Here is a 19,028-nt window from a genome sequence, read left to right on the forward strand (position 1 = left end):
GACAGAAGTATGAAGCTATCGGCTGAACGAGTGGACCGTCGTCGAGCGGTACGTCTGCCCCGGCCGCAGCACCGTCGACGGGAACGACGGCTGGTTCGGCGAGTCCGGGAAGTGCTGCGTCTCCAGGCACAGCGCGTCACCCTGCCGGTAGATCCGTCCGCTCGGGCCGACCAGCGTGCCGTCGAGGAAGTTGCCGGAGTAGAACTGCAGACCCGGCTCCGTGGTCGCCATCCGCAGGGTGCGTCCGGAGGAGGGGTCCTTCAGCGTGGCGATCCACTCGGGCTTCGGCGAGATGCCCTTGTCGAGCACCCAGTTGTGGTCGATGCCCTTGGCGTACAGCAGTTGCTGGTGCGTCCCGCGGAGGTTCTCGCCGATCGCCTTGGAGCGGCGGAAGTCGAACGGGGTGTCCGCGACCGGGGCCGGCTCACCGGTGGGGATGAGGCCCGGGTCGACCGGGGTGTAGCGGGAGGCGGCGATCTTCAGCTCGTGGTTCTCGATCGTGCCGCTGCCCTCGCCGGCGAGGTTCCAGTACACGTGGCTGGTGAGGTTGACGACGGTGGCCTTGTCGGTGGTGGCCTCGTAGTCGATGCGCCAGTCGCCGTGCTTGGTGAGGGTGTACGTCACCTTCACCTTGAGCGTGCCCGGGTAGCCCATCTCGCCGTCGACGGAGGTGCAGTACAGGCGCAGGCCGACGTCGGAGCCCTTGGTGAACGGCTCGACGTCCCACACCCGCTTGTCGAAGCCCTTGGCGCCGCCGTGCAGGCCGTTCTCGCCGTCGTTGACGTCGACCTGGTAGGACTTGCCGTCCAGGGTGAACTCGCCCTTGCCGATGCGGTTGCCGTAGCGGCCGATCAGCGCGCCGAAGTAGGGGCTGTCGGTGACGTAGTCCTCGATGTTGTCGAAGCCCAGGCAGACGTTGGCGTAGTGGCCACGCCGGTCCGGGATCTCCAGGGACTGCACGATGCCGCCGTAGGAGAGGACCTTCATACGGGTGCCGCCGTTGGCCAGCGACCAGCTGTGGATCTCCGTGCCGTCGGCGAGCCTGCCGAAGAGTTCCTTCACGGGTTGCTCCCCGCCCTTCTCGCACGAAGGGGGCCCCGCCTTTCGGCGAGGCCCCCCTTCCGGTGCTGTCAGCTACCGACCTTGCGCTTGTTCCAGACGTCGAATCCGACCGCGGCCAGCAGCACCATGCCCTTGATGACCTGCTGCCAGTCGGTGCCGATGCCGACGAGGTTCATGCCGTTGTTCAGCACGCCCAGGACCAGGCCACCGATGATCGCGCCGAGGACCGTGCCGACGCCGCCGCTCATCGACGCGCCGCCGATGAACGAGGCCGCGATGGCCTCCAGCTCGAAGTTGAGGCCGGCCTTGGGAGAGGCCGCGTTGAAGCGGGCGGCGAAGACCAGACCCGCCAGCGCGGCGAGCATGCCCATGTTCAGGAAGACCAGGAAGGTGACCTTCTTGTCCTTCACACCCGACAGCTTGGCCGCGGGCAGGTTGCCGCCGATCGCGTAGATGTGGCGGCCGATGATCGCGTTGCGCATCACGTAGCCGAAGCCGACGAGCAGCACGCCCAGGATGAGCAGCACGATCGGGGCGCCCTTGTAGCTGGCCAGCAGCAGCGTCAGCGTGAGGATGGCGGCGCCGAGCGCGACCAGCTTCAGCAGGAACAGGTTGAAGGGCGGAACCTCGAGGGAGAACTCCTGCTGGCGGCGGCGGTCGCGAAACTCCTGGAAGACCACGAACGCGATCAGCGCGAAGCCGAGCAACAGGGTGAGGTTGTGGTAGTTCGTGTTCGGACCGACCTCGGGCAGGAAGCCGTTGGAGACCTTCTGCAGACCCTTCGGGAACGGGCCGAGGGTCTGGCCCTCCAGGAAGATCTCGGTCAGGCCGCGCCAGATCAGCATGCCCGCGAGGGTCACGATGAACGATGGTATGCCGCCGTATGCGATGAAGAACCCTTGGATGGCGCCCGCGATCGCGCCCACCGCCAGGCAGAGGATGACGGCGACCGGCCATGGCAGGTCGTTCCTGACCATGAACACGGCCGCCATCGATCCGATGAACGCCGTCAGCGAGCCGACCGACAGGTCGATATGGCCCGCGATGATCACCAGCATCATGCCCATCGCGAGGATGAGGATGTAGCTGTTCTGGAGCACCAGGTTGGAGACGTTGCGCGGCAGCAGCAGGTCGCCGTCGGTCCACACGGCGAACAGCGCCACGATCAGGCCGAGCGCGATCAGCATGCCGTACTGGCGCATGTTGCGGCGCAGGCCCTCCAGCACAAGCTGGAGCAGACCGTCGCCCGCGGCCCCTCCGCTCTTCCCCGGCGGCGCGGGGGCCGGGCTCTTGGCGGTCACATCCGTGCTCATCGGGTTACCTCTTTGTCCTTCGTCATCTGACGCATCAGCGATTCCTGCGAGGCCTCGGCCCGCGAGAACTCACCGGTCAGCCGTCCCGCGGCCATCGTGTAGATGCGGTCACACATACCGAGCAGCTCCGGCAGCTCGGAGGAGATGAAGACGACCGCCTTGCCTTGGGCGGCCAACTGATCGATGACCGTGTAGATCTCGTACTTGGCGCCGACGTCGATGCCGCGCGTCGGCTCGTCCAGGATCAGCACATCGGGACCCGCGAAGATCCACTTGCTGAGGACGACCTTCTGCTGGTTGCCGCCGGAGAGCTTGCCCACCGGCTCGAAGACGGTCGGCGCCTTGATGTTCATGGATTTGCGGAAGCCCTCGGCGACCTGCCGCTCCTCGTGCTCGTCGACCACGCCCCGCTTGGCGACCTTGCCCAGCGCGCTGAGTGAGATATTGCGGTTGATGGTGTCGATGAGGTTGAGGCCGTAGTGCTTGCGGTCCTCGGTGACATACGCGATGCCGTGCTTGACCGCCTCGGCGACGGACTTGGTACGGATCTCCGTGCCGTCCTTGACGACCGTGCCGCCCGCGTGGCGGCCGTACGTCCGCCCGAAGACGCTCATCGCCAGCTCGGTGCGGCCGGCGCCCATCAGACCCGCGATGCCGACGATCTCGCCGCGCCGCACCTCGATCGACACATCGTCGACGACCTTGCGCTGCTGGTCGATCGGGTGGTGCACGGTCCAGTTGCGGATCTCGAGGGCCGGGTGGGCGCCCTCCTCCGGCTCGTGCGGGGTGCGCTCGGGGAAGCGGTGCTCCAGGTCCCGGCCGACCATGCCGCTGATGATCCGGTCCTCGGTGGTCTCCGGCGCCTTCACATCGAGGGTCTCGATGGTCCGCCCGTCGCGGAGGATCGTCACCGAGTCGGCGACCTTGCGGATCTCGTTGAGCTTGTGGGAGATGATGATCGAGGTGATGCCCTGCTTCTTCAACTCCAGGATCAGATCCAGGAGTTTGCCGCTGTCCTCGTCGTTCAGGGCCGCGGTCGGCTCATCCAGGATGAGCAGCTTCACCTTCTTCGACAGCGCCTTCGCGATCTCCACGAGCTGCTGCTTGCCCACGCCGATGTCGGCGACGCGGGTGTCGGGGTGATCGCTCAGCCCGACCCGCTTCAGCAGCTCGGTGGCGTGCCGCAGGGTCTCCCGCCAGTCGATGAACCCGCTCTTGGCGTGCTCATTGCCGAGGAAGATGTTCTCCGCGAGGGAGAGGTAGGGCGACAGCGCCAGTTCCTGGTGGATGATGACGATGCCGTGCTGCTCGCTCGCGCGGATGTCCTTGAACTCGCAGACGTCTCCCTCGAAGAGGATCTCGCCCTCGTACGTGCCGTGCGGGTGGACGCCGGAGAGGACCTTCATCAAGGTCGACTTGCCGGCGCCGTTCTCCCCGCAGATGGCGTGGACCTCGCCCTGCTGGACGGTCAGCGTGACGTCCGACAGCGCTTTGACGCCGGGAAAGGTCTTGACGATCGAGCGCATTTCCAGGACGGGTCCCGCCATGGTCGTGCCTTCCAATCAGTTAGGAGCCGGCGGTTAGTTGAGGTCGCTTTCCTTGATGTAGCCGGAGTCGACGACCGTCTCCTTGTAGTTCGTCTTGTCGACGCTGACCGGCTCCAGCAGGTACGCCGGGACGACCTTGGCGCCGTTGTCGTAGGTCTTGGTGTCGTTGACCTCGGGCTTCTTGTCGTTCAGCACCGCGTCGACCATGTTCGAGGCCACCTTGGCGAGCTCACGGGTGTCCTTGTAGACGGTCATCGACTGCTGGTCGGCGATGATCGACTTCACCGAGGCGACCTCGGCGTCCTGGCCGGTGACGATCGGCAGCGGCTTGCTCTTGGTGCCGTAGCTGTCCGACTTCAGCGCCGACAGGATGCCGATGGAGATGCCGTCGTACGGCGACAGCACCGCGTCGACCCGGTCGCTGCGGTAGGACCCGGTCAGGATGTCGTCCATGCGCTTCTGGGCGGTGCCGCCGTCCCAGCGCAGGGTGGTGACCTGGTTGAGCTTGGTCTGGCCGGACTTGACGACGAGCTGCTTCTTGTCGATGTACGGCTGCAGGACGTTCATCGCGCCCTGGAAGAAGTAGCGGGTGTTGTTGTCGTCGTTGGAGCCGGCGAACAGCTCGATGTTGAACGGGCCCTTCTTGGAGCCGTCCTTCAGGCCCAGCTTCTCGACGATGTAGGTGCCCTGGAGCTCGCCGACCTTCTCGTTGTCGAACGACGCGTAGTAGTCGACGTTCTCGGTGCCGAGGATCAGGCGGTCGTACGAGATGACCGGGATGTCGGCTTCCTTGGCCTGCTGGAGCACGTTGTTCATCGACTTGTTGTCGATGGCCGCGACGATCAGCGCCTTCACACCCTGGGTGATCAGGTTCTCGATCTGCGAGACCTGCTGGTCCGGGTCGTCCTCGCCGTAGACCAGCGTGGTCTTGTAGCCCTTGGACTCCAGGTCCTTCTTGACGTTGTTGCCGTCGGCGATCCAGCGCTCGGAGGACTTGGTGGGCATCGCGATGCCGATGGTGGCGCCCTTGGTGTCGCCGCCCTTCTCCTCGCTCCCGCCCTCACTGCTCTGGCCGCAGGCGGACAGGGTCAGGGCGAGGGAGGCGGCGGAGGCTATGGCGGCCAGGGCGGCTCTGCGGTTGCGCATGGTCATCATCCTTGATGTGTGTGCAGGGCTCGGTCTGGAGTGCGAAGTCGCCCGGAGGATCATGCCCGGAAAGACCGAGAAGCGATGCGTGGGATTCTGCGCGACTGTGTCGTCTTTTGTCGCGGATGTTTCTGGAACGTTATGCCTAGTGATCGAACCGTGTCAGAGCGCCCGGCAGTCGTGAACCGAGCGGCGCCATGTCACCGTCCGCCCCGTGCCGCGCCAGCAGGTCCAGGGCGAGCCGGCCGCGCCGCACCCGCTCCTTGGCGGTGGCCAGGGTCAGGTCCCGCATGTGGTGGCCGTACGGGTAGATACCGGGCGCCTTGGACAGGCCGAACTTCAGGTAGATCGGTGCGCCGCGCCGGACCAGCTCGGCGACCTCGTACATCCGTACATAGCCGCCGAGATCGTCGGGGGCCTCGATGTACATGTCCATGGGGGCGGCGGAGACCCGCCGGATCTCGGTGAGGTGGTCGAGCGTGAGATCGCTGGGCACGTTGATCGAGTCGGCGCCCAGGTTCTCGTACACGGCGTACGCGGCCGGGTTGACCGGACCGATCAGCGCCGAGACCTTCAGGGTGGTGTCGGCCGGGATGATCCCGGCGGCCCGCGCCCGGTGCAGCGTCCACAGCACGCCCTCGTCGGCGACGAGCAGGCACTTGACGCCCAGCTCCGTGGCCCGTACGGCGTCCTCGACGCACCCGGCGACGGCGTCGTGCCCGCGGGCGCGCAGCCCGGCCCCCTTGGAGTCGGTGCGCGTGGACCCGCCGATGTCCCACGTGCCGCGCGGCCCGGTGAACAGGCAGAGTTCGATGTCGCGCTCGGCGGTGGCCTCGACCATCTCGGTGATCTCGGCGTCGGTGAGCATCCACACGCCGCTGCCCTGGCTGATCCGGTGGATCGGCACATCGAGGCGCGAGGCCTCCTTGAGGACCACGGCCAGCGCCTCGGGACCCTCGCACGAGGGGATCTCGGTGCGCCAGCGGCCGCCGCCCGGGAAGGTGTGCGGCGAGGCGTCGGCGGGGGACAGGTCGGGCGCGCCCAGGCCGAGCGCGGCGAGCGCCTGCTCACCGGGTCGACGGGCTGCCGTGGCGGAAGCGTCGGTCACAAGCTGTCCTTAGTGTTCGAAATGTCGGACGAAGTTCGCGGCTCAGGGCGTGGGGGGCTTGGGTGTACGCCGGTACGGAAGCCGTCAGGTTGCCCCCGTACCGGCGTACGTCTAGGGGCGGAGCAGTACCTTGCCCACCTTCGGATCGCCGGACCCCACCAGCTCGATCGCCTCGGGGAACTCGGCGAGCGGCAGCTCGTGCGTCACCAGCGGCAGCGGATCGAGCAGTCCGGCCCCGAACACCCGCACCGTGTGCGCCCAGGCGTCCGGCGGCGCACCGAAGACGGTGTGCACCTCCAGCTGCCGTACGACGAGATCGGTCGGGTCGAGCCCGTCGGCGCCCGGCGCCGGGATGCCCGTGAGGACCAGCCGTCCGCCGCGTCTGAGCAGGGCGGCGGAGGTGCGCGCGGCGTCCGCGGACCCGGCGGTCTCGATCACGACGTCGAGGTCGTCGGGGAGCAACTGGTCCTTCGTGCGGAAGTCGGTGGCGCCGTACTGCCGGGACAGCGCCTCCCGGTCGCCCCGGGTGCCCACGACCAGCAGCTCGGCGGGGGAGACGGCCTTCAGGAACTGCACGGCGAACATGCCGAGGGTGCCGGTGCCGACGACGGCGACCCGCTCGCCCGGCTGGGCGTTCGCCTTGAGCGCGGCGGCGGCGATGCAGGCGGCGGGCTCCAGGAGAGCCGCGGCCGTCAGGTCGGCGTCGTCGGGGAGGACGTGGAGCAGCCGGGCCGGCAGGGTGAGCGTGGTGGCCATGGCGCCGGGCTGGGTGAAGCCCGTCTCCTCGTAGCCGGCCGTGCACAGCGTCGTCTCGCCCGCGTGGCAGCGGTCGCAGACCTGGCAGTTGCGGAAGCCCTCACCGACGACCTTGCGGCCGACGAGCGACTCGGGCACCCCGGCACCCACGGCCCGCACGGTCCCGGACCACTCGTGGCCGGGCGTGAGCGGGTAACGGACGTACCCCTCGGGCCGGTTGCCCTGGTACACCTCGCGGTCGCTGCCGCAGATACCGACGGCGTGGACGGCGACGAGGGCCTCGCCGGGTCCGGGATCGCGGGGCTCGTGCGGGACGAGCCGGTGCGAGCCCGGCGCCTCGATGACGACGGCGGTGCTCACCGCTCGGTGCCCTTCGGCTTGCGGCGCTCCCAGCCCTCGGCCCACAGGTCGAAGCGGGCCTGCTGCTGCGGGAACTCGGCCGCCGCGTCGGTGTCGAGCTCGACACCGAGGCCGGGGGCGTCGGAGAGGTGGAAGTAGCCGTCGACCACCTGCGGAGCGCCCTTGACGACCTTCTTGATCTCCGCGTCCGCGAAGTCGTTGAAGTGCTCGAGGATCTTGAAGTTGGGGGAGGTGAAGCCGACCTGGAGAGAGGCGGCGGTCAGCACCGGGCCGCCGACGTTGTGCGGGGCGACCAGCATGTAGTGGGTCTCGGCGGTCGCGGCCAGCTTTCGCGTCTCCCAGATACCGCCGATGTGGCCGACGTCCGGCTGGATGATGTCGACGGCCTGGCTCTCGAACAGCTCGCGGAACTCGATGCGGTCGTGGATGCGCTCACCGGTGGCGACCGGCATGTCCACCTTGGCGGCGACCTTCTCCAGGGCCTTGAGGTTCTCCGGCGGCACCGGCTCCTCCAGCCACGCGGGCTTGAAGGGGGCGAGCTCGCGCGCGAGCCGTACGGCGGTGGCGGGGGAGAAGCGGCCGTGCATCTCCAGCATCAGCTCGGCGTCGGGGCCGATGGCGTCCCGCACGGCCTCGATCAGGGAGACCGAGTAGAGGGTCTCGTCGTGGTCGAGCTCGAAGTGTCCGGTGCCGAAGGGGTCGATCTTGAGGGCCTTGTAGCCGCGCGCCATGACCTCCTGCGCGGCCTTGTGGTACGCCTCGGGGGTGCGCTCCGTGGTGTACCAGCCGTTGGCGTACGCCTTGACCTTGTCGGTGACCTTGCCGCCGAGGAGCTGCCAGACGGGGACGCCCAGGGCCTTGCCCTTGATGTCCCAGCAGGCCATCTCGATCACGGCGATGCCGGACATCACGATCTCGCCGGCGCGCCCGTAGTCGCCGTACTTCATCCGGCGGACCAGATCCTCGACAGCGAACGGGTCCGACCCGAGAATGTGGTTGACCTCCGCCTCGTGCAGATAGCCGAGCAGCGCGTCGGTGTGGCCCAGCATGCGGGTCTCGCCGACGCCGGTGAGTCCTTCGTCGGTGTGCACCTGGACGTAGGTCAGGTTTCGCCACGGCGTACCGACCACGTGCGTGCTGATTCCCGTGATGCGCACGGTAGTTACTCCCCTGTACTCGTCAGACTTGTTCGAAATATCGTCACACGTTCGAAATGCTGACGCGACAGTAAGGACGGCGCGGTCGGAGTGTCAATGGGTCGAGCCGACAACGATTTCGACGCGATGGCCGGGATGGCGGGGAATGGTCCGGGCTGTCCCCGCTCCCGTATACCGGAACGCGGAACCTCTACACAACTTTCACACCCTCGCCCGGGAACGTGACCGATGCGGAACTTAGCCTTCCCGCGTCATGGACTACTGCCACCCGTGCCAACGGCACCTCAACGGCGCCCTCGCTTGTCCGGGGTGCGGCACGCCGGCCGAAGCGTGCCGGGAGTATGCGGACTCCGTGCTCGATCGGGACGGTGTGGCCGCGGACGAACAGGACGAAGCGTACGAGGGTGACGAACCGGAGGCCGGTGGAGACCGAGTCCGCTCCCCGTCCCGCTCCAGGGACCGTGGCGTGGGAGCCAGTCGGCGCGACCGGAAGGCGGCATTGCACCGGCGCCGCCGCCGACGGGTTCTGATGCTCGGGACCGGCTTGCTGCTCGCCGCGGGCGGGCTGAGTCTCGCGGAACTGGGCATGGAGGCACCGACGGGCGAGTCGAACACGGCGACCGAGGACGGTGCCGCCACCGGTTCGCCGACGCCGTCGGCGAAGGGCGCCCCGGAGTCCGGCGGTGGGGCGCGGGGATCGGTCGATGCGGGACGGCGTTCGCCGACCGAGTCGGCGTCTCCCTCGGCCTCGGAGTCGAAGAAGCCCGACGAGAAGGACCAGGACAAGTCCGAGGACCCCGCGGGCTCGGACAGGACGGCGAATCCGGCGCCCACGGCTCCCGCTCGGACCTCCCCGCCCGCCGACACCGGTGCCCCGGCTCCCGGTTCGCCCTCGGACCCCACGGCCGACCCGACCTCGGATCCGGTCCCGGAGCCGACCCCTTCTCAGACGTGCACGCGCTTCTTGTGGTGGTGCGCGTAAGGCGGTTCAGGTCGTACGGGCTGATCGCCGTCTCCGGCGACCCGCCGCCTGCCGCGTTATTCAACCGTAACGACTTCCCGCTGCAGGCCTCTTGACCGCCATGAATTGTTAGCGCTCACAATGACGTCCGCGTTCACCAGTCGCGCCCGACGTCATCCAAGGAGGTGCGAGCGCCGGCATGAACCCGGAGGCGCGGAGTAGTCCGCCCACATCGCAGGTGTTATCGGCACACGACCGCCAAGGAGGTGCGGCAGTGACCCACTCACAGCTTCGGCCGCCCACCATGGCCGACGTGGCACGCCTGGCCGGTGTGTCCCACCAGACCGTGTCCCGCGTGCTGGGGGAGCACCCCAACGTGCGGGACGAGACACGGGCCAGGGTGCTGCGCGCGATCGAGGAGATGGGCTACCGCCGCAACTCCTCGGCACGGGCCCTGGCCACCCGGCGCACCCGGACGCTGGGTGTGGTCGCCTCCGACACCACCCTCTACGGACCGGCCAGCACGCTGTTCGCGCTTGAGGAGGCGGCACGTGCCGAGGGGTACCTCGTCTCCACGGTCAGTCTGCGCAAACTGACCGTGGAGAAGCTGTCCGAGGCCCTGGACCACCTCAGCGAGGGCGGGGTCGAGGGAGTGGTCGCCATCGCCCCGCAGCGGTCGGCGGTCGAGGCCCTCACCGAACTGCGCCACCCGTTCCCGGTGGTGACCGTGGGCAGCGGGCCCGGAGCGGGGATCCCCAGCGTCAACGTGGATCAGCATCTGGGAGCGCGGCTGGCCACCGGTCATCTGCTGGCCACCGGCCACAGCAAGGTCTGGCATCTCGCCGGACCCGAGGACTGGCAGGAGGCGGCCGACCGGGCCGCCGGCTGGCGGGCGACCCTCGAAGCGGCGGGCGTCGAGCCGCCGATGCTGCTGCGCGGGGACTGGAGTCCACTGTCGGGCTACCGCGCCGGTCAGGAACTGGCCGGCTGGGTGGGCCGCGGACTCACCGCCGTCTTCGTCGCCAACGACCAGATGGCACTGGGGGTGTTGCGGGCCCTGCGTGAGGCGGGTGTGAGAACTCCCCAGGACGTCGCGGTGGTCGGCTTCGACGACATCCCGGAGTCGGAGTTCTTCGCTCCACCGCTCACCACCGTCCGGCAGGACTTCTCGGCGGTGGGCAAGCGGAGCATCGCCCTGCTGCTGGACCTCATCGAGGGCCGGGTCCCCTCCGGGGCACCCCGGTTCGCCATCGAACCCCAACTCGTCGTCCGCGCCAGTACTTTTCCGTCCACTCCACAAGCGGAGAGTGCTCCCGGCTGACACGGCACCAACCGGTCGCCTTCCACCCATCCGTGTGACCGATATTTCGAACAATGATCGACAGGCTGGACGTAGTGCCGCCGGTCCCATCGAGTACCAGCAGGTCCATCCACGGACCGGCTCTTCAAAGGAGAAGAAGCATGCTCAACAGACGGAACTTCCTCACCGCGGCGGTCGGCGTGGCGGCGGCGGGCGGCCTGGCGGCCTGCGCCAAGGAGGACGGCAGCCCCTCCGGCTCCTCCTCTTCGGGCGGCGGCAAGAAGCTCACCCTCGGCTTCGCCCAGGTCGGCTCGGAGAGCGGCTGGCGCACCGCCAACAGCGAATCGGTGAAGTCGGCCGCGAAGGAGGCCGGTTTCAACCTCAAGTTCTCCGACGCCCAGCAGAAGCCGGAGAACCAGATCTCCGCGATCCGCAGCTACATTGCCCAGGGTGTCGACGTCATAGCCTTCTCGCCGGTGGTCGTCAAGGGCTGGGACGTGGTGCTGAGGGAGGCCAAGGCCAAGAACATCCCGGTGGTCCTCACCGACCGCTCCATCGAGACCTCCGACGACTCCCTCTACGTGACCCTGGTGGGCTCCGACTTCACGGACGAGGGCCGCCGCGCCGCACGGATCCTGGAGAGGGTCCTTCAGGAGGCCGGCCACAAGGGCCCGGTGAAGATCGCACAGCTGGAGGGCACCACCGGTGCCGCCCCGGCCATCGAGCGCGCCAAGGGCTTCAAGGAGGTCATGGACGCGGAACACAAGGACGACTGGAAGATCGTCGTCAGCCAGACCGGTGACTTCACCCGCGCCGGCGGCAAGCAGACCATGGCGGCCTTCCTGCAGTCCAACCCGGACATCGACGTGCTGTTCGCGCACAACGACGACATGGGCATCGGCGCCATCCAGGCCATCGAGGCGGCCGGCAAGAAGCCCGGCAAGGACATCCTGATCGTCACGGTCGACGGCGTGAAGGACGGCTTCGTCGCCATGTCCGAGGGCAAGATCAACGCCATCGTCGAGTGCAACCCGCTGCTCGGCCCCCAGCTGATGGAGGTCGTGCAGAAGGTCCACGACGGCGAAAAGGTCGAGCGGTGGATCAAGACCGAGGAGAGCGACTTCATGCAGGACCAGGCCAAGGAAGCCCTCCCGAACCGCAAGTACTGACCGACCGCACCCACCGGCAGGGAGCCTTCGGCCGACCGAGACGCCTCGGTCCAGGAGGCTCCCTGCGGGCCTGAACCATTTCAAGAGGAGCGCTGCCATGGCAGAGCCGCGGCCCGTCCTGGAGATGACGGGCATAGTCAAGGAGTTTCCGGGGGTACGGGCTCTGTCGGGCGTCGACTTCCGGCTCTTCCCCGGCGAGATCCACGCCCTGATGGGCGAGAACGGCGCCGGGAAGTCCACCCTCATCAAGGTGCTGACGGGCGTCTACTCGCTGGACGGCGGCACCATCACCCTCGACGGCAGGTCCGTGCGGTTCGGCAGCCCGCTGCAGGCGCAGCACGCCGGAATCAGCACGGTCTACCAGGAGGTCAACCTCTGCCCCAACCTGTCGGTGGCGGAGAACATCTTCATCGGACGCGAACCCACCCGCTTCGGCCGCATCCAGTGGAAGCGGATGCGGCGGGAGGCCGCGGAGCTGGTCGACCGCCTCGGCCTCGACATCGACGTCACCGCCCCCCTGTCCTCGTACCCGCTGGCCGTGCAGCAACTGGTCGCGATCGTACGGTCGGTGGGCCACGGCGACAGCGACGGCGAGGGCTCCGGCACCAAGGTGCTGGTCCTGGACGAGCCCACCTCCAGCCTCGACCGCGACGAGGTCCTCGAACTGTTCCGCCTGATGCGGCAGCTCAGGGACGAGGGCGTCGCGATCCTGTTCGTCTCGCACTTCCTCGACCAGATCTACGAGATCTGCGACCGGATGACCGTCCTGCGCAACGGCACCCTGGTCGGCGAGCACCTGGTCCGTGACCTCGACCAGGTCGGGCTGATCGAGCTGATGATCGGCAAGGCGCTTGACCAGCTGGAGGAGCTACACGACCAGCAGCTGCGCTCCGACGTCGGCGAGACACTGCTCAAGGCCGAGGGCCTGGGCCGGACCGGCGGCATCGCCCCCTTCGACCTGGAGATCAAGAACGGCGAGGTCCTCGGACTCGCCGGCCTGCTCGGCTCGGGCCGCACCGAACTGGCCCGGCTGCTGTTCGGCGCCGACCAGCCCGACAGCGGCAAGGTGACCGTCGGCGGCGAGCAGGTGTCGATGAGCGCTCCGAACGACGCCATCGGCGCCGGGGTCGCGTTCTGCTCGGAGAACCGCAAGACCGAGGGCCTGGTCCCCGATCTGACGGTGCGGGAGAACATCATCCTCGCCCTCCAGGCGGCCCGCGGCTGGACCCGGCCCATCCCCGCCTCCCAGCGCGACGAACTCGTCGCCAAGTACATCAAGGCCCTCGACATCCGCCCCGCCAACCCGGAGGCCCGCGTCGGCCAACTCAGCGGCGGCAACCAGCAGAAGGTGCTGCTCGCCCGCTGGCTGATCACCCAGCCGAAGCTGCTGATCCTCGACGAGCCGACCCGCGGCATCGACGTCGGCGCGAAGGCGGAGATCCAAAAGCTCGTGGTCTCCCTCTCCGAGGACGGCATGTCCGTGCTGTACATCGCGGCGGAGCTGGAGGAGGTACTCCGGCTCAGCCACACCATCGGAGTGCTGCGCGACCGCCGGCTGGTGGCGCAGATCGCCAACGGGCCCGAGATCACTCCCAGCCGGATCCTGGAGACCATCGCGAGCGGAGAGCACCAGTGACCACTCATTCCCGCTGGCGAGCGCTGACGCGCCACCACCTGTTCTGGCCGGTCGCCGTCCTCGTCGTCCTGCTGCTCGTCAACGTCCCCTTCACCCCCGACTTCTTCTCGATCAGGATGACGGGCGGCCACCTCCACGGCAGCCTCGTCTCGATCGTGCTGTTCGGCTCGCCCCTGATCCTGGTGGCGGTCGGCATGACCCTGGTCATCGCCACCGGCGGCATCGATCTCTCCGTCGGCGCGGTCGTCGCCATCACAGGAGCCCTGGCCTGTTCGTACATCAGCGACCAGGCCGACCAGAGCGCCCTGGCCGGAGTGCTGCTCGCGATGGGCCTCGGTCTGCTGGCCGCGGTCGTCTGCGGCCTGTGGAACGGCTTCCTGGTCGCCAGGATGGGCATCCAGCCGATCATCGCCACGCTGATCCTCATGGTCGCCGGGCGCGGTGTCGCCCAGCTGATCACCGACGGCCAGATCATCACCGTCAACAGCGAGCCGTACAAGCTGATCGGCGGCGGCTACTGGCTGACCCTGCCGTTCTCCATCTTCGTGGTGGCCGTGGTCGTGGCCGTCACGGTCGCGCTGACCCGCCGTACGGCGCTCGGCCTGCTCGTCGAGTCGGTCGGCGGCAACGCCGAGGCCAGCCGCCTGGTCGGCATCAGGTCCCGGCGCATCAAGATCATGGTCTATATGTTCTGCGCGCTGTGCGCGGGCATCGCGGGACTGATGATCAGCTCCAACACCTCGGCCGCGGACGGCAACAACGCCGGCCTGTGGATCGAACTCGACGCCATCCTCGCGGTGGTCATCGGCGGCACCTCGCTGCTCGGCGGCCGGTTCTCCATCGGCGGCACGGTGATCGGCGCCCTCGTCATCCAGACCCTGACCACCACGATCTACACCATCGGCGTGCCGACCCAGACCAACCTGGTCTTCAAGGCCGCGGTCGTCATCGTCGTATGCCTGCTGCAGTCCCCGAAGTTCCGGGCCAAGGTCTTCGGCGCGAGGGGACGCGCACGGGCCGCCGCCCCGGCGGAGCCCGCCCCCGCGGCAGACGCCGCCCCGAAGATGGAGGTGTCGCGATGAGCGCGACCACCAAGACCCGGCCGGCACCGGAAAGCCGTACGACGTCCCAGGCCGCGCGCCTGCTCGGCGACCGGCGGCTGCCCGTCCTGGTCACGGCCACCCTGTTCCTCGCCATGTACATCGGCGGTCTCAGCCGGTACCAGAACTACGGGTTCGCCGAACCCCAGGTGTTCCTCAACCTGTTCATCGACAACGGCTATCTGCTGGTCGCCGCCGTCGGCGTCACCTTCGTCATCATGTCGGGCGGCATCGACCTGTCGGTGGGCTCGCTGATCGGCTTCACCACCATGCTCACTGCGTGGTTGGTGGAGCGTCAGGGGCTGCCGCTGGTGCTGGTCGTCCCGATCGCGCTGCTGGTCGGCGCGTTCGGTGGCTTCCTCATGGGTTATGTGATCCAGAACTTCGAGATCCAGCCGTTCATCGTGACCCTCGCCGGGCTCTTCCTCTTCCGTGGACTGTGCCTGGTCATCAGCAAGGAGTCGATCTCGATCAGCGACTCCTCGGTGAGCAGCCTGGCGCAGACGCGGGTGCCGCTGGGCGTGGGGGAACTGTCGATCGGCGCCGTCGTGGCCCTGGTCGTCCTCGGTGCCGCCTTCTACGTGCTCCACTACACCCGCTTCGGACGCCGGGTCTACGCCATCGGCGGCAACGAGCAGTCGGCGCTGCTGATGGGTCTTCCGCAGGGCGGCACGAAGATCGCCGTGTACACGGTGAGCGGCTTCTGCTCGGCCCTGGCCGGTCTGCTGTTCATGCTGTACATCCAGTCCGGCGACCCGCTGCACGCCACCGGCATGGAGCTCGACGCGATCGCCGCGGTGGTCATCGGCGGCACGCTGCTGACCGGCGGCTCCGGCTATGTGCTGGGCACGCTGTTCGGTGTGCTGGTGCTGGGCCTGATCAAGAGCATCATCCAGTTCGAGGGCACGCTCAGCTCCTGGTGGACGAAGATCGCCACCGGAGTGCTGCTCTGCGCGTTCATCCTGATCCAGCGCGCCATGACGACCCGCGGGAAAACCTGAGCCGAACGGCACGTCCCAGGGCCCGGAGCGGTCCGTCGCACACACACCGTGCGACGGACCGCTCCGTCACGTGCCGAGCATGCGAAGGAGCAGGTCCCGCAGAGCGAGCCGCTCACTGTGGGAGAGACCCGCGAGCGGTTCCCGTGCGAACCGCAGCGACTCCCGCAGGCTCCGGGCCATCCGCCGCCCCTCCTCCGTCGCCGCCGCCACCTTCACCCGCCGGTCCGCGGGGTCCGGACGCCGCTCCACCAGGCCTCGCGACTCCAGCCGGTCCACGATCCCGGTGACGTTGGACGGCTCGCACTTCAGCTTGTGCGCCAGCTTCCGCATGGGCAGCGGCTCCAGCGTCAGCAGGCTCAGCAGCCGCGCCTGCGCGCCCGTCAGCGCGTGCTCGGCGGCGGCCTCGTCGTACTCCTCGTGGTAGCGGGCCACGACCGAGCCGATGAGGTCGACGACCTCCAGGGTCAGCTCATCGGGTCGGCGGGTCCTGGGTGCAGTGGCCATGCCCTCAGCGTACCTCCATTACTTGACAACCTGAAATATTCAGGAGCATGATTGTTTCAGGTTCTGAAGTAAATTGGAAAGGCGCACCCCGTGAGCAACCGCGAATGGCACCTCCTCTCCCGCCCCGTCGGCTGGCCGAAGGCCGAGGACTTCGCCCTGGTCGAGGCCGAGATGCCGACGCCCGGCGAGGGGCAGGTGCTGGTACGGAACGAGTACCTTTCCGTCGACCCGTACATGCGCGGCCGGATGAGCGCCGCCAAGTCGTACGTCGCCCCCTTCGAACTCGGCAAGGTCATGCAGGGCGGGGCCGTCGGCGAGGTCGTCGCCTCCAACGCCGAGGGCATCGCGGTCGGCGACCGTGTCCTGCACTTCTTCGGCTGGCGCGAGTACGCGGCCGTGGACGCGAAGAACGCCGTCAAGGTCGACCCGGAGGCCGCGCCCCTGTCCACGTACCTCGGCGTCCTCGGCATGACGGGCCTGACGGCGTACGCGGGCCTGTTGCGGGTCGGTGCCTTCAAGGAGGGTGACGCGGTCTTCGTGTCGGGTGCCGCGGGTGCCGTCGGCAGCCAGGTGGGACAGATCGCCAGGCTGAAGGGCGCCTCGCGGGTCATCGGCTCCGCCGGGTCGGACGAGAAGGTCAAGCTCCTGGTGGAGGAGTACGGCTTCGACGCCGCCTTCAACTACAAGGACGGGCCGGTGAGCGGGCAACTGCGCGCCGCCGCGCCCGACGGTGTGGACGTCTACTTCGACAACGTCGGCGGCGACCACCTGGAGGCCGCCATCGGCTCCCTCAACCGGGGCGGCCGGATCGCCGTCTGCGGCATGATCTCCGTCTACAACAACACCGAGCCCGCCCCCGGCCCGAAGAACCTCGCCCGCCTCATCCAGACCCGGGGCCGCATCGAGGGCTTCCTGGTGGGCGACCACTACGACCTCCAGCCGCAGTTCGTCTCCGAGGTCGGGCCCTGGGTCGCCTCGGGGCAGCTCAAGTACCGCGAGACGGTCGTCGAGGGCATCGAGAACAACCTGGAGGCGTTCCTCGGTGTGCTGCGCGGTGACAACACCGGGAAGATGATCGTCAAGCTCTGACCTCTTGCTGAATTTCCGGCATGCGGTAACTTCTTTCCGAAACCGCCGTCGATCGTGGGCGCGAGTCGCGGCGGACCGAGGAGGAGAAGACACCGCATGTCGATCCAGCAGACCGACGTCCTGTACACCGCCGTCGCGACCGCCGAGAACGGCCGTGACGGCCGGGTCGCCACCGACGACGGCAAGCTCGACGTCGTAGTGAACCCGCCCAAGGAGATGGGCGGCAGCGGCGCCGGCACCAACCCGGAGCAACTGTTCGCGGCCGGGTACAGTGCCTGCTTCCAGGGCGCCCTGGGCGTCGTCGCCCGCCAGGAGAACGCCGACATCACCGGCTCGACCGTCACCGCGAAGGTCGGCATCGGCAGGAACGAGGATGGGTTCGGGATCATCGTGGAGATCTCGGCCGATATCCCCAACGTCGACGCGCGGACCGCGAAGGGGCTCGTAGCGAAGGCCCACCAGGTCTGCCCGTACTCGAAGGCGACGCGCGGCAACATCAGCGTGACGCTGGTCTGACGTCGTTCGTTGCATAGGACGAGGCCGCCCCCTTGGACGTAGGGGGCGGCCTCGCCCCTTCAGGGGCGCGGGGAACTGCGCGACCAGCCCTCACAGGGCCGCACCCGCGATGCGGCCGAACTTCCCGAGCTACTAGGCGGACTCGGCGTCGGCCAGCGCAGCGCCGTGTACCGCCCTGACCAGCCGCTCGTTCTCCGGTGCCGCCCCGCCCGGATAGGCGCAGCGGCGGCGGGTGTAGCCGTAGGCGAGGCCGCTGCGCGGGTCCGCGAACGCCTGGGAGCCGCCCGCGCCGCTGTGCCCGAAGGAGCCCGCGCCCAGGAACGGGTACCAGGTGTCGGACACCGCCTGGAAGCCCAGGCCGAACGACTTGTGCGTCCTGGACACCAGGTCGTACCCGGTGGAGTGGATCTGGCCGACCTCGGCGATCGTGTCCGGCTTCAGCAGCGGCGGACGCTCGTTCACCTCGCTGATCGCCGCCGCGTACATCCCGGCGAGCCCCCGCGCGGCGGCGACGCCGCCCGCCGAGGCGGGCCCGCCCGCGCGCACGGCACGGGAGTTGGGATAGTCCGCGAGCTCGCCCGCCCCCGGCACATGCGTGTTGAAGGCGATCGAGGCCAGCGTGTGCGGCCCGGTCGGCACCGAGTCCAGCACCGCCTGCTGGTCGGGCGTCGGCGCCATCGGCTGCACGGAGCGGTAGCGCGGCTCCAGCTCCTCGGGGAGCCCGAGGTGGAAGTCCAGTCCGTGCGGGGCCCGGATCCGCTCCTCCCACACCTCCTGGAGGGTACGGCCGGTGGCACGCCGTACGACCTCACCGGTGAGCGCGCCGATGACGAGCGCGTGATAGCCGAAGGCCGTGCCCGGCCGCCAGAACGGCCGCTGGTCGGCGAGGCGTTCGGCCATCGCGCGGTCGTCGGCCATCTCGGCCGGGGTGAACCCGGCGTCAAGACCCACCAGCCCGGCCCGGTGCGAGAGCAGATCGCGCAGGGTCACACCGCCCTTGCCCTCGGCCCCGAACTCCGGCCAGTAGTACGTCACCTTCCGGTCCGGCTCCAGTGTGCCCTCCTGCACGAGCAGCGCGACCACGAGGTGCGCGGCGCCCTTGGTGGAGGAGAAGACCCCGTAGAGGGAGTCCGGCTCGCAGCCCTCACCGGCCCACAGGTCGACGACCCTGCGGCCGTGCACATACGCGCACAACTGACCCTCGTAGTCCGGGAGTTCACCCGCCACGAAGGCCGCGAACTCCTCGCGCACCGGTTCAAAACCGGCCGCGACGGTGCCATGGATCCCTTGCGTCATCCGCTCT

General features: G+C 68.6%; 16 protein-coding genes and 1 pseudogene. 8 read left to right on the forward strand and 9 right to left on the reverse strand.

What is annotated here, in order from left to right; translation table 11 throughout:
- Positions 1–15: 15 nt before the first annotated feature.
- From ACP4J3_RS12090 to ACP4J3_RS12120, 7 genes and pseudogenes are all read right to left on the reverse strand, one after another.
- Positions 16–1,077 (reverse strand): annotated as a pseudogene (locus ACP4J3_RS12090) (aldose epimerase family protein); the annotation flags it as partial.
- A gap of 53 nt (positions 1,078–1,130) precedes the next feature.
- Positions 1,131–2,375, reverse strand: coding sequence for a multiple monosaccharide ABC transporter permease (mmsB, locus tag ACP4J3_RS12095; RefSeq protein WP_426533315.1), 1,245 nt, complete (start codon positions 2,373–2,375; stop codon positions 1,131–1,133).
- A complete protein-coding gene (mmsA, locus tag ACP4J3_RS12100; protein ID WP_426533317.1) occupies positions 2,372–3,922 on the reverse strand; it encodes a multiple monosaccharide ABC transporter ATP-binding protein in 1,551 nt (516 codons plus the stop codon). The genes mmsB and mmsA overlap by 4 nt, the downstream gene beginning before the upstream one ends.
- Positions 3,923–3,955: 33 nt before the next feature.
- Positions 3,956–5,068 carry a multiple monosaccharide ABC transporter substrate-binding protein gene (gene chvE / locus ACP4J3_RS12105; RefSeq protein ID WP_426533319.1) on the reverse strand — a complete coding sequence of 371 codons (1,113 nt, stop codon included), beginning with the start codon at positions 5,066–5,068 and terminating at the stop codon, positions 3,956–3,958.
- A gap of 145 nt (positions 5,069–5,213) precedes the next feature.
- Positions 5,214–6,176: a hypothetical protein gene (locus tag ACP4J3_RS12110; RefSeq protein WP_426533321.1), complete on the reverse strand. Its 963-nt coding sequence runs from the start codon at positions 6,174–6,176 to the stop codon at positions 5,214–5,216.
- A 111-nt stretch (positions 6,177–6,287) separates the two neighbouring features.
- Positions 6,288–7,292 carry a zinc-dependent alcohol dehydrogenase gene (locus ACP4J3_RS12115; RefSeq protein WP_426533323.1) on the reverse strand — a complete coding sequence of 335 codons (1,005 nt, stop codon included), beginning with the start codon at positions 7,290–7,292 and terminating at the stop codon, positions 6,288–6,290.
- Entirely contained in the window at positions 7,289–8,449 is a 1,161-nt protein-coding gene (locus tag ACP4J3_RS12120; RefSeq protein ID WP_426533325.1) for a mandelate racemase/muconate lactonizing enzyme family protein, read from the reverse strand. Before ACP4J3_RS12120 ends, ACP4J3_RS12115 begins: the two co-directional genes overlap by 4 nt.
- 253 nt (positions 8,450–8,702) lie before the next feature.
- On the opposite strand from ACP4J3_RS12120, the gene ACP4J3_RS12125 reads away from it, so the two are divergent.
- The 6 genes from ACP4J3_RS12125 (at position 8,703) to yjfF (ending at position 15,616) form a co-directional block, all read left to right on the forward strand.
- On the forward strand, positions 8,703–9,431 hold the full coding sequence (locus ACP4J3_RS12125) for an SCO2400 family protein (protein ID WP_426533327.1): 729 nt from the start codon (positions 8,703–8,705) through the stop codon (positions 9,429–9,431).
- A 253-nt stretch (positions 9,432–9,684) separates the two neighbouring features.
- Positions 9,685–10,731: a LacI family DNA-binding transcriptional regulator gene (locus ACP4J3_RS12130; RefSeq protein WP_426533329.1), complete on the forward strand. Its 1,047-nt coding sequence runs from the start codon at positions 9,685–9,687 to the stop codon at positions 10,729–10,731.
- A 140-nt stretch (positions 10,732–10,871) separates the two neighbouring features.
- The gene (locus ACP4J3_RS12135; protein WP_426533331.1) at positions 10,872–11,879 is read left to right on the forward strand and encodes an ABC transporter substrate-binding protein; all 1,008 of its coding nucleotides are present in this window, start codon (positions 10,872–10,874) and stop codon (positions 11,877–11,879) included.
- Positions 11,880–11,976: 97 nt separating this feature from the next.
- Positions 11,977–13,515: a sugar ABC transporter ATP-binding protein gene (locus tag ACP4J3_RS12140; RefSeq protein WP_426533333.1), complete on the forward strand. Its 1,539-nt coding sequence runs from the start codon at positions 11,977–11,979 to the stop codon at positions 13,513–13,515.
- Positions 13,512–14,597, forward strand: coding sequence for an ABC transporter permease (locus ACP4J3_RS12145; RefSeq protein ID WP_426533335.1), 1,086 nt, complete (start codon positions 13,512–13,514; stop codon positions 14,595–14,597). Before ACP4J3_RS12140 ends, ACP4J3_RS12145 begins: the two co-directional genes overlap by 4 nt.
- Positions 14,594–15,616: a galactofuranose ABC transporter, permease protein YjfF gene (gene yjfF / locus ACP4J3_RS12150; RefSeq protein WP_426533337.1), complete on the forward strand. Its 1,023-nt coding sequence runs from the start codon at positions 14,594–14,596 to the stop codon at positions 15,614–15,616. Before ACP4J3_RS12145 ends, yjfF begins: the two co-directional genes overlap by 4 nt.
- A 66-nt stretch (positions 15,617–15,682) precedes the next feature.
- Here the strand turns inward: yjfF and ACP4J3_RS12155 are convergent, their stop codons facing one another.
- Positions 15,683–16,120, reverse strand: a complete 438-nt coding sequence (locus tag ACP4J3_RS12155; protein WP_426533339.1) for a MarR family winged helix-turn-helix transcriptional regulator — start codon at positions 16,118–16,120, stop codon at positions 15,683–15,685.
- A 90-nt stretch (positions 16,121–16,210) separates the two neighbouring features.
- Here ACP4J3_RS12155 and ACP4J3_RS12160 point away from each other — a divergent pair, with 90 nt between their 5' ends.
- Positions 16,211–17,209 carry an NADP-dependent oxidoreductase gene (locus tag ACP4J3_RS12160; RefSeq protein WP_426533341.1) on the forward strand — a complete coding sequence of 333 codons (999 nt, stop codon included), beginning with the start codon at positions 16,211–16,213 and terminating at the stop codon, positions 17,207–17,209.
- A gap of 96 nt (positions 17,210–17,305) precedes the next feature.
- The gene (locus ACP4J3_RS12165) at positions 17,306–17,725 is read left to right on the forward strand and encodes an organic hydroperoxide resistance protein (RefSeq protein WP_426533343.1); all 420 of its coding nucleotides are present in this window, start codon (positions 17,306–17,308) and stop codon (positions 17,723–17,725) included.
- A 132-nt stretch (positions 17,726–17,857) separates the two neighbouring features.
- Here the strand turns inward: ACP4J3_RS12165 and ACP4J3_RS12170 are convergent, their stop codons facing one another.
- On the reverse strand, positions 17,858–19,021 hold the full coding sequence (locus ACP4J3_RS12170) for a serine hydrolase domain-containing protein (RefSeq protein ID WP_426533345.1): 1,164 nt from the start codon (positions 19,019–19,021) through the stop codon (positions 17,858–17,860).
- Between the last annotated feature and the right edge of the window lie 7 nt (positions 19,022–19,028).

It is taken from the genome of Streptomyces sp. UG1 (assembly GCF_049974585.1).
Lineage (GTDB): Bacteria > Actinomycetota > Actinomycetes > Streptomycetales > Streptomycetaceae > Streptomyces.

What these genes read in the sequence shown, in the direction of transcription:
- ACP4J3_RS12155 (WP_426533339.1), bottom strand. Translation starts at nt 16,120, where the DNA reads ATGGCCACTGCACCCAGGACCCGCCGACCCGATGAGCTGACCCTGGAG.
- ACP4J3_RS12140 (WP_426533333.1), top strand. Translation starts at nt 11,977, where the DNA reads ATGGCAGAGCCGCGGCCCGTCCTGGAGATGACGGGCATAGTCAAGGAG.
- ACP4J3_RS12170 (WP_426533345.1), bottom strand. Translation starts at nt 19,021, where the DNA reads ATGACGCAAGGGATCCATGGCACCGTCGCGGCCGGTTTTGAACCGGTG.
- ACP4J3_RS12125 (WP_426533327.1), top strand. Translation starts at nt 8,703, where the DNA reads ATGGACTACTGCCACCCGTGCCAACGGCACCTCAACGGCGCCCTCGCT.
- mmsB (WP_426533315.1), bottom strand. Translation starts at nt 2,375, where the DNA reads ATGAGCACGGATGTGACCGCCAAGAGCCCGGCCCCCGCGCCGCCGGGG.
- ACP4J3_RS12165 (WP_426533343.1), top strand. Translation starts at nt 17,306, where the DNA reads ATGTCGATCCAGCAGACCGACGTCCTGTACACCGCCGTCGCGACCGCC.
- mmsA (WP_426533317.1), bottom strand. Translation starts at nt 3,922, where the DNA reads ATGGCGGGACCCGTCCTGGAAATGCGCTCGATCGTCAAGACCTTTCCC.
- chvE (WP_426533319.1), bottom strand. Translation starts at nt 5,068, where the DNA reads ATGCGCAACCGCAGAGCCGCCCTGGCCGCCATAGCCTCCGCCGCCTCC.
- ACP4J3_RS12135 (WP_426533331.1), top strand. Translation starts at nt 10,872, where the DNA reads ATGCTCAACAGACGGAACTTCCTCACCGCGGCGGTCGGCGTGGCGGCG.
- yjfF (WP_426533337.1), top strand. Translation starts at nt 14,594, where the DNA reads ATGAGCGCGACCACCAAGACCCGGCCGGCACCGGAAAGCCGTACGACG.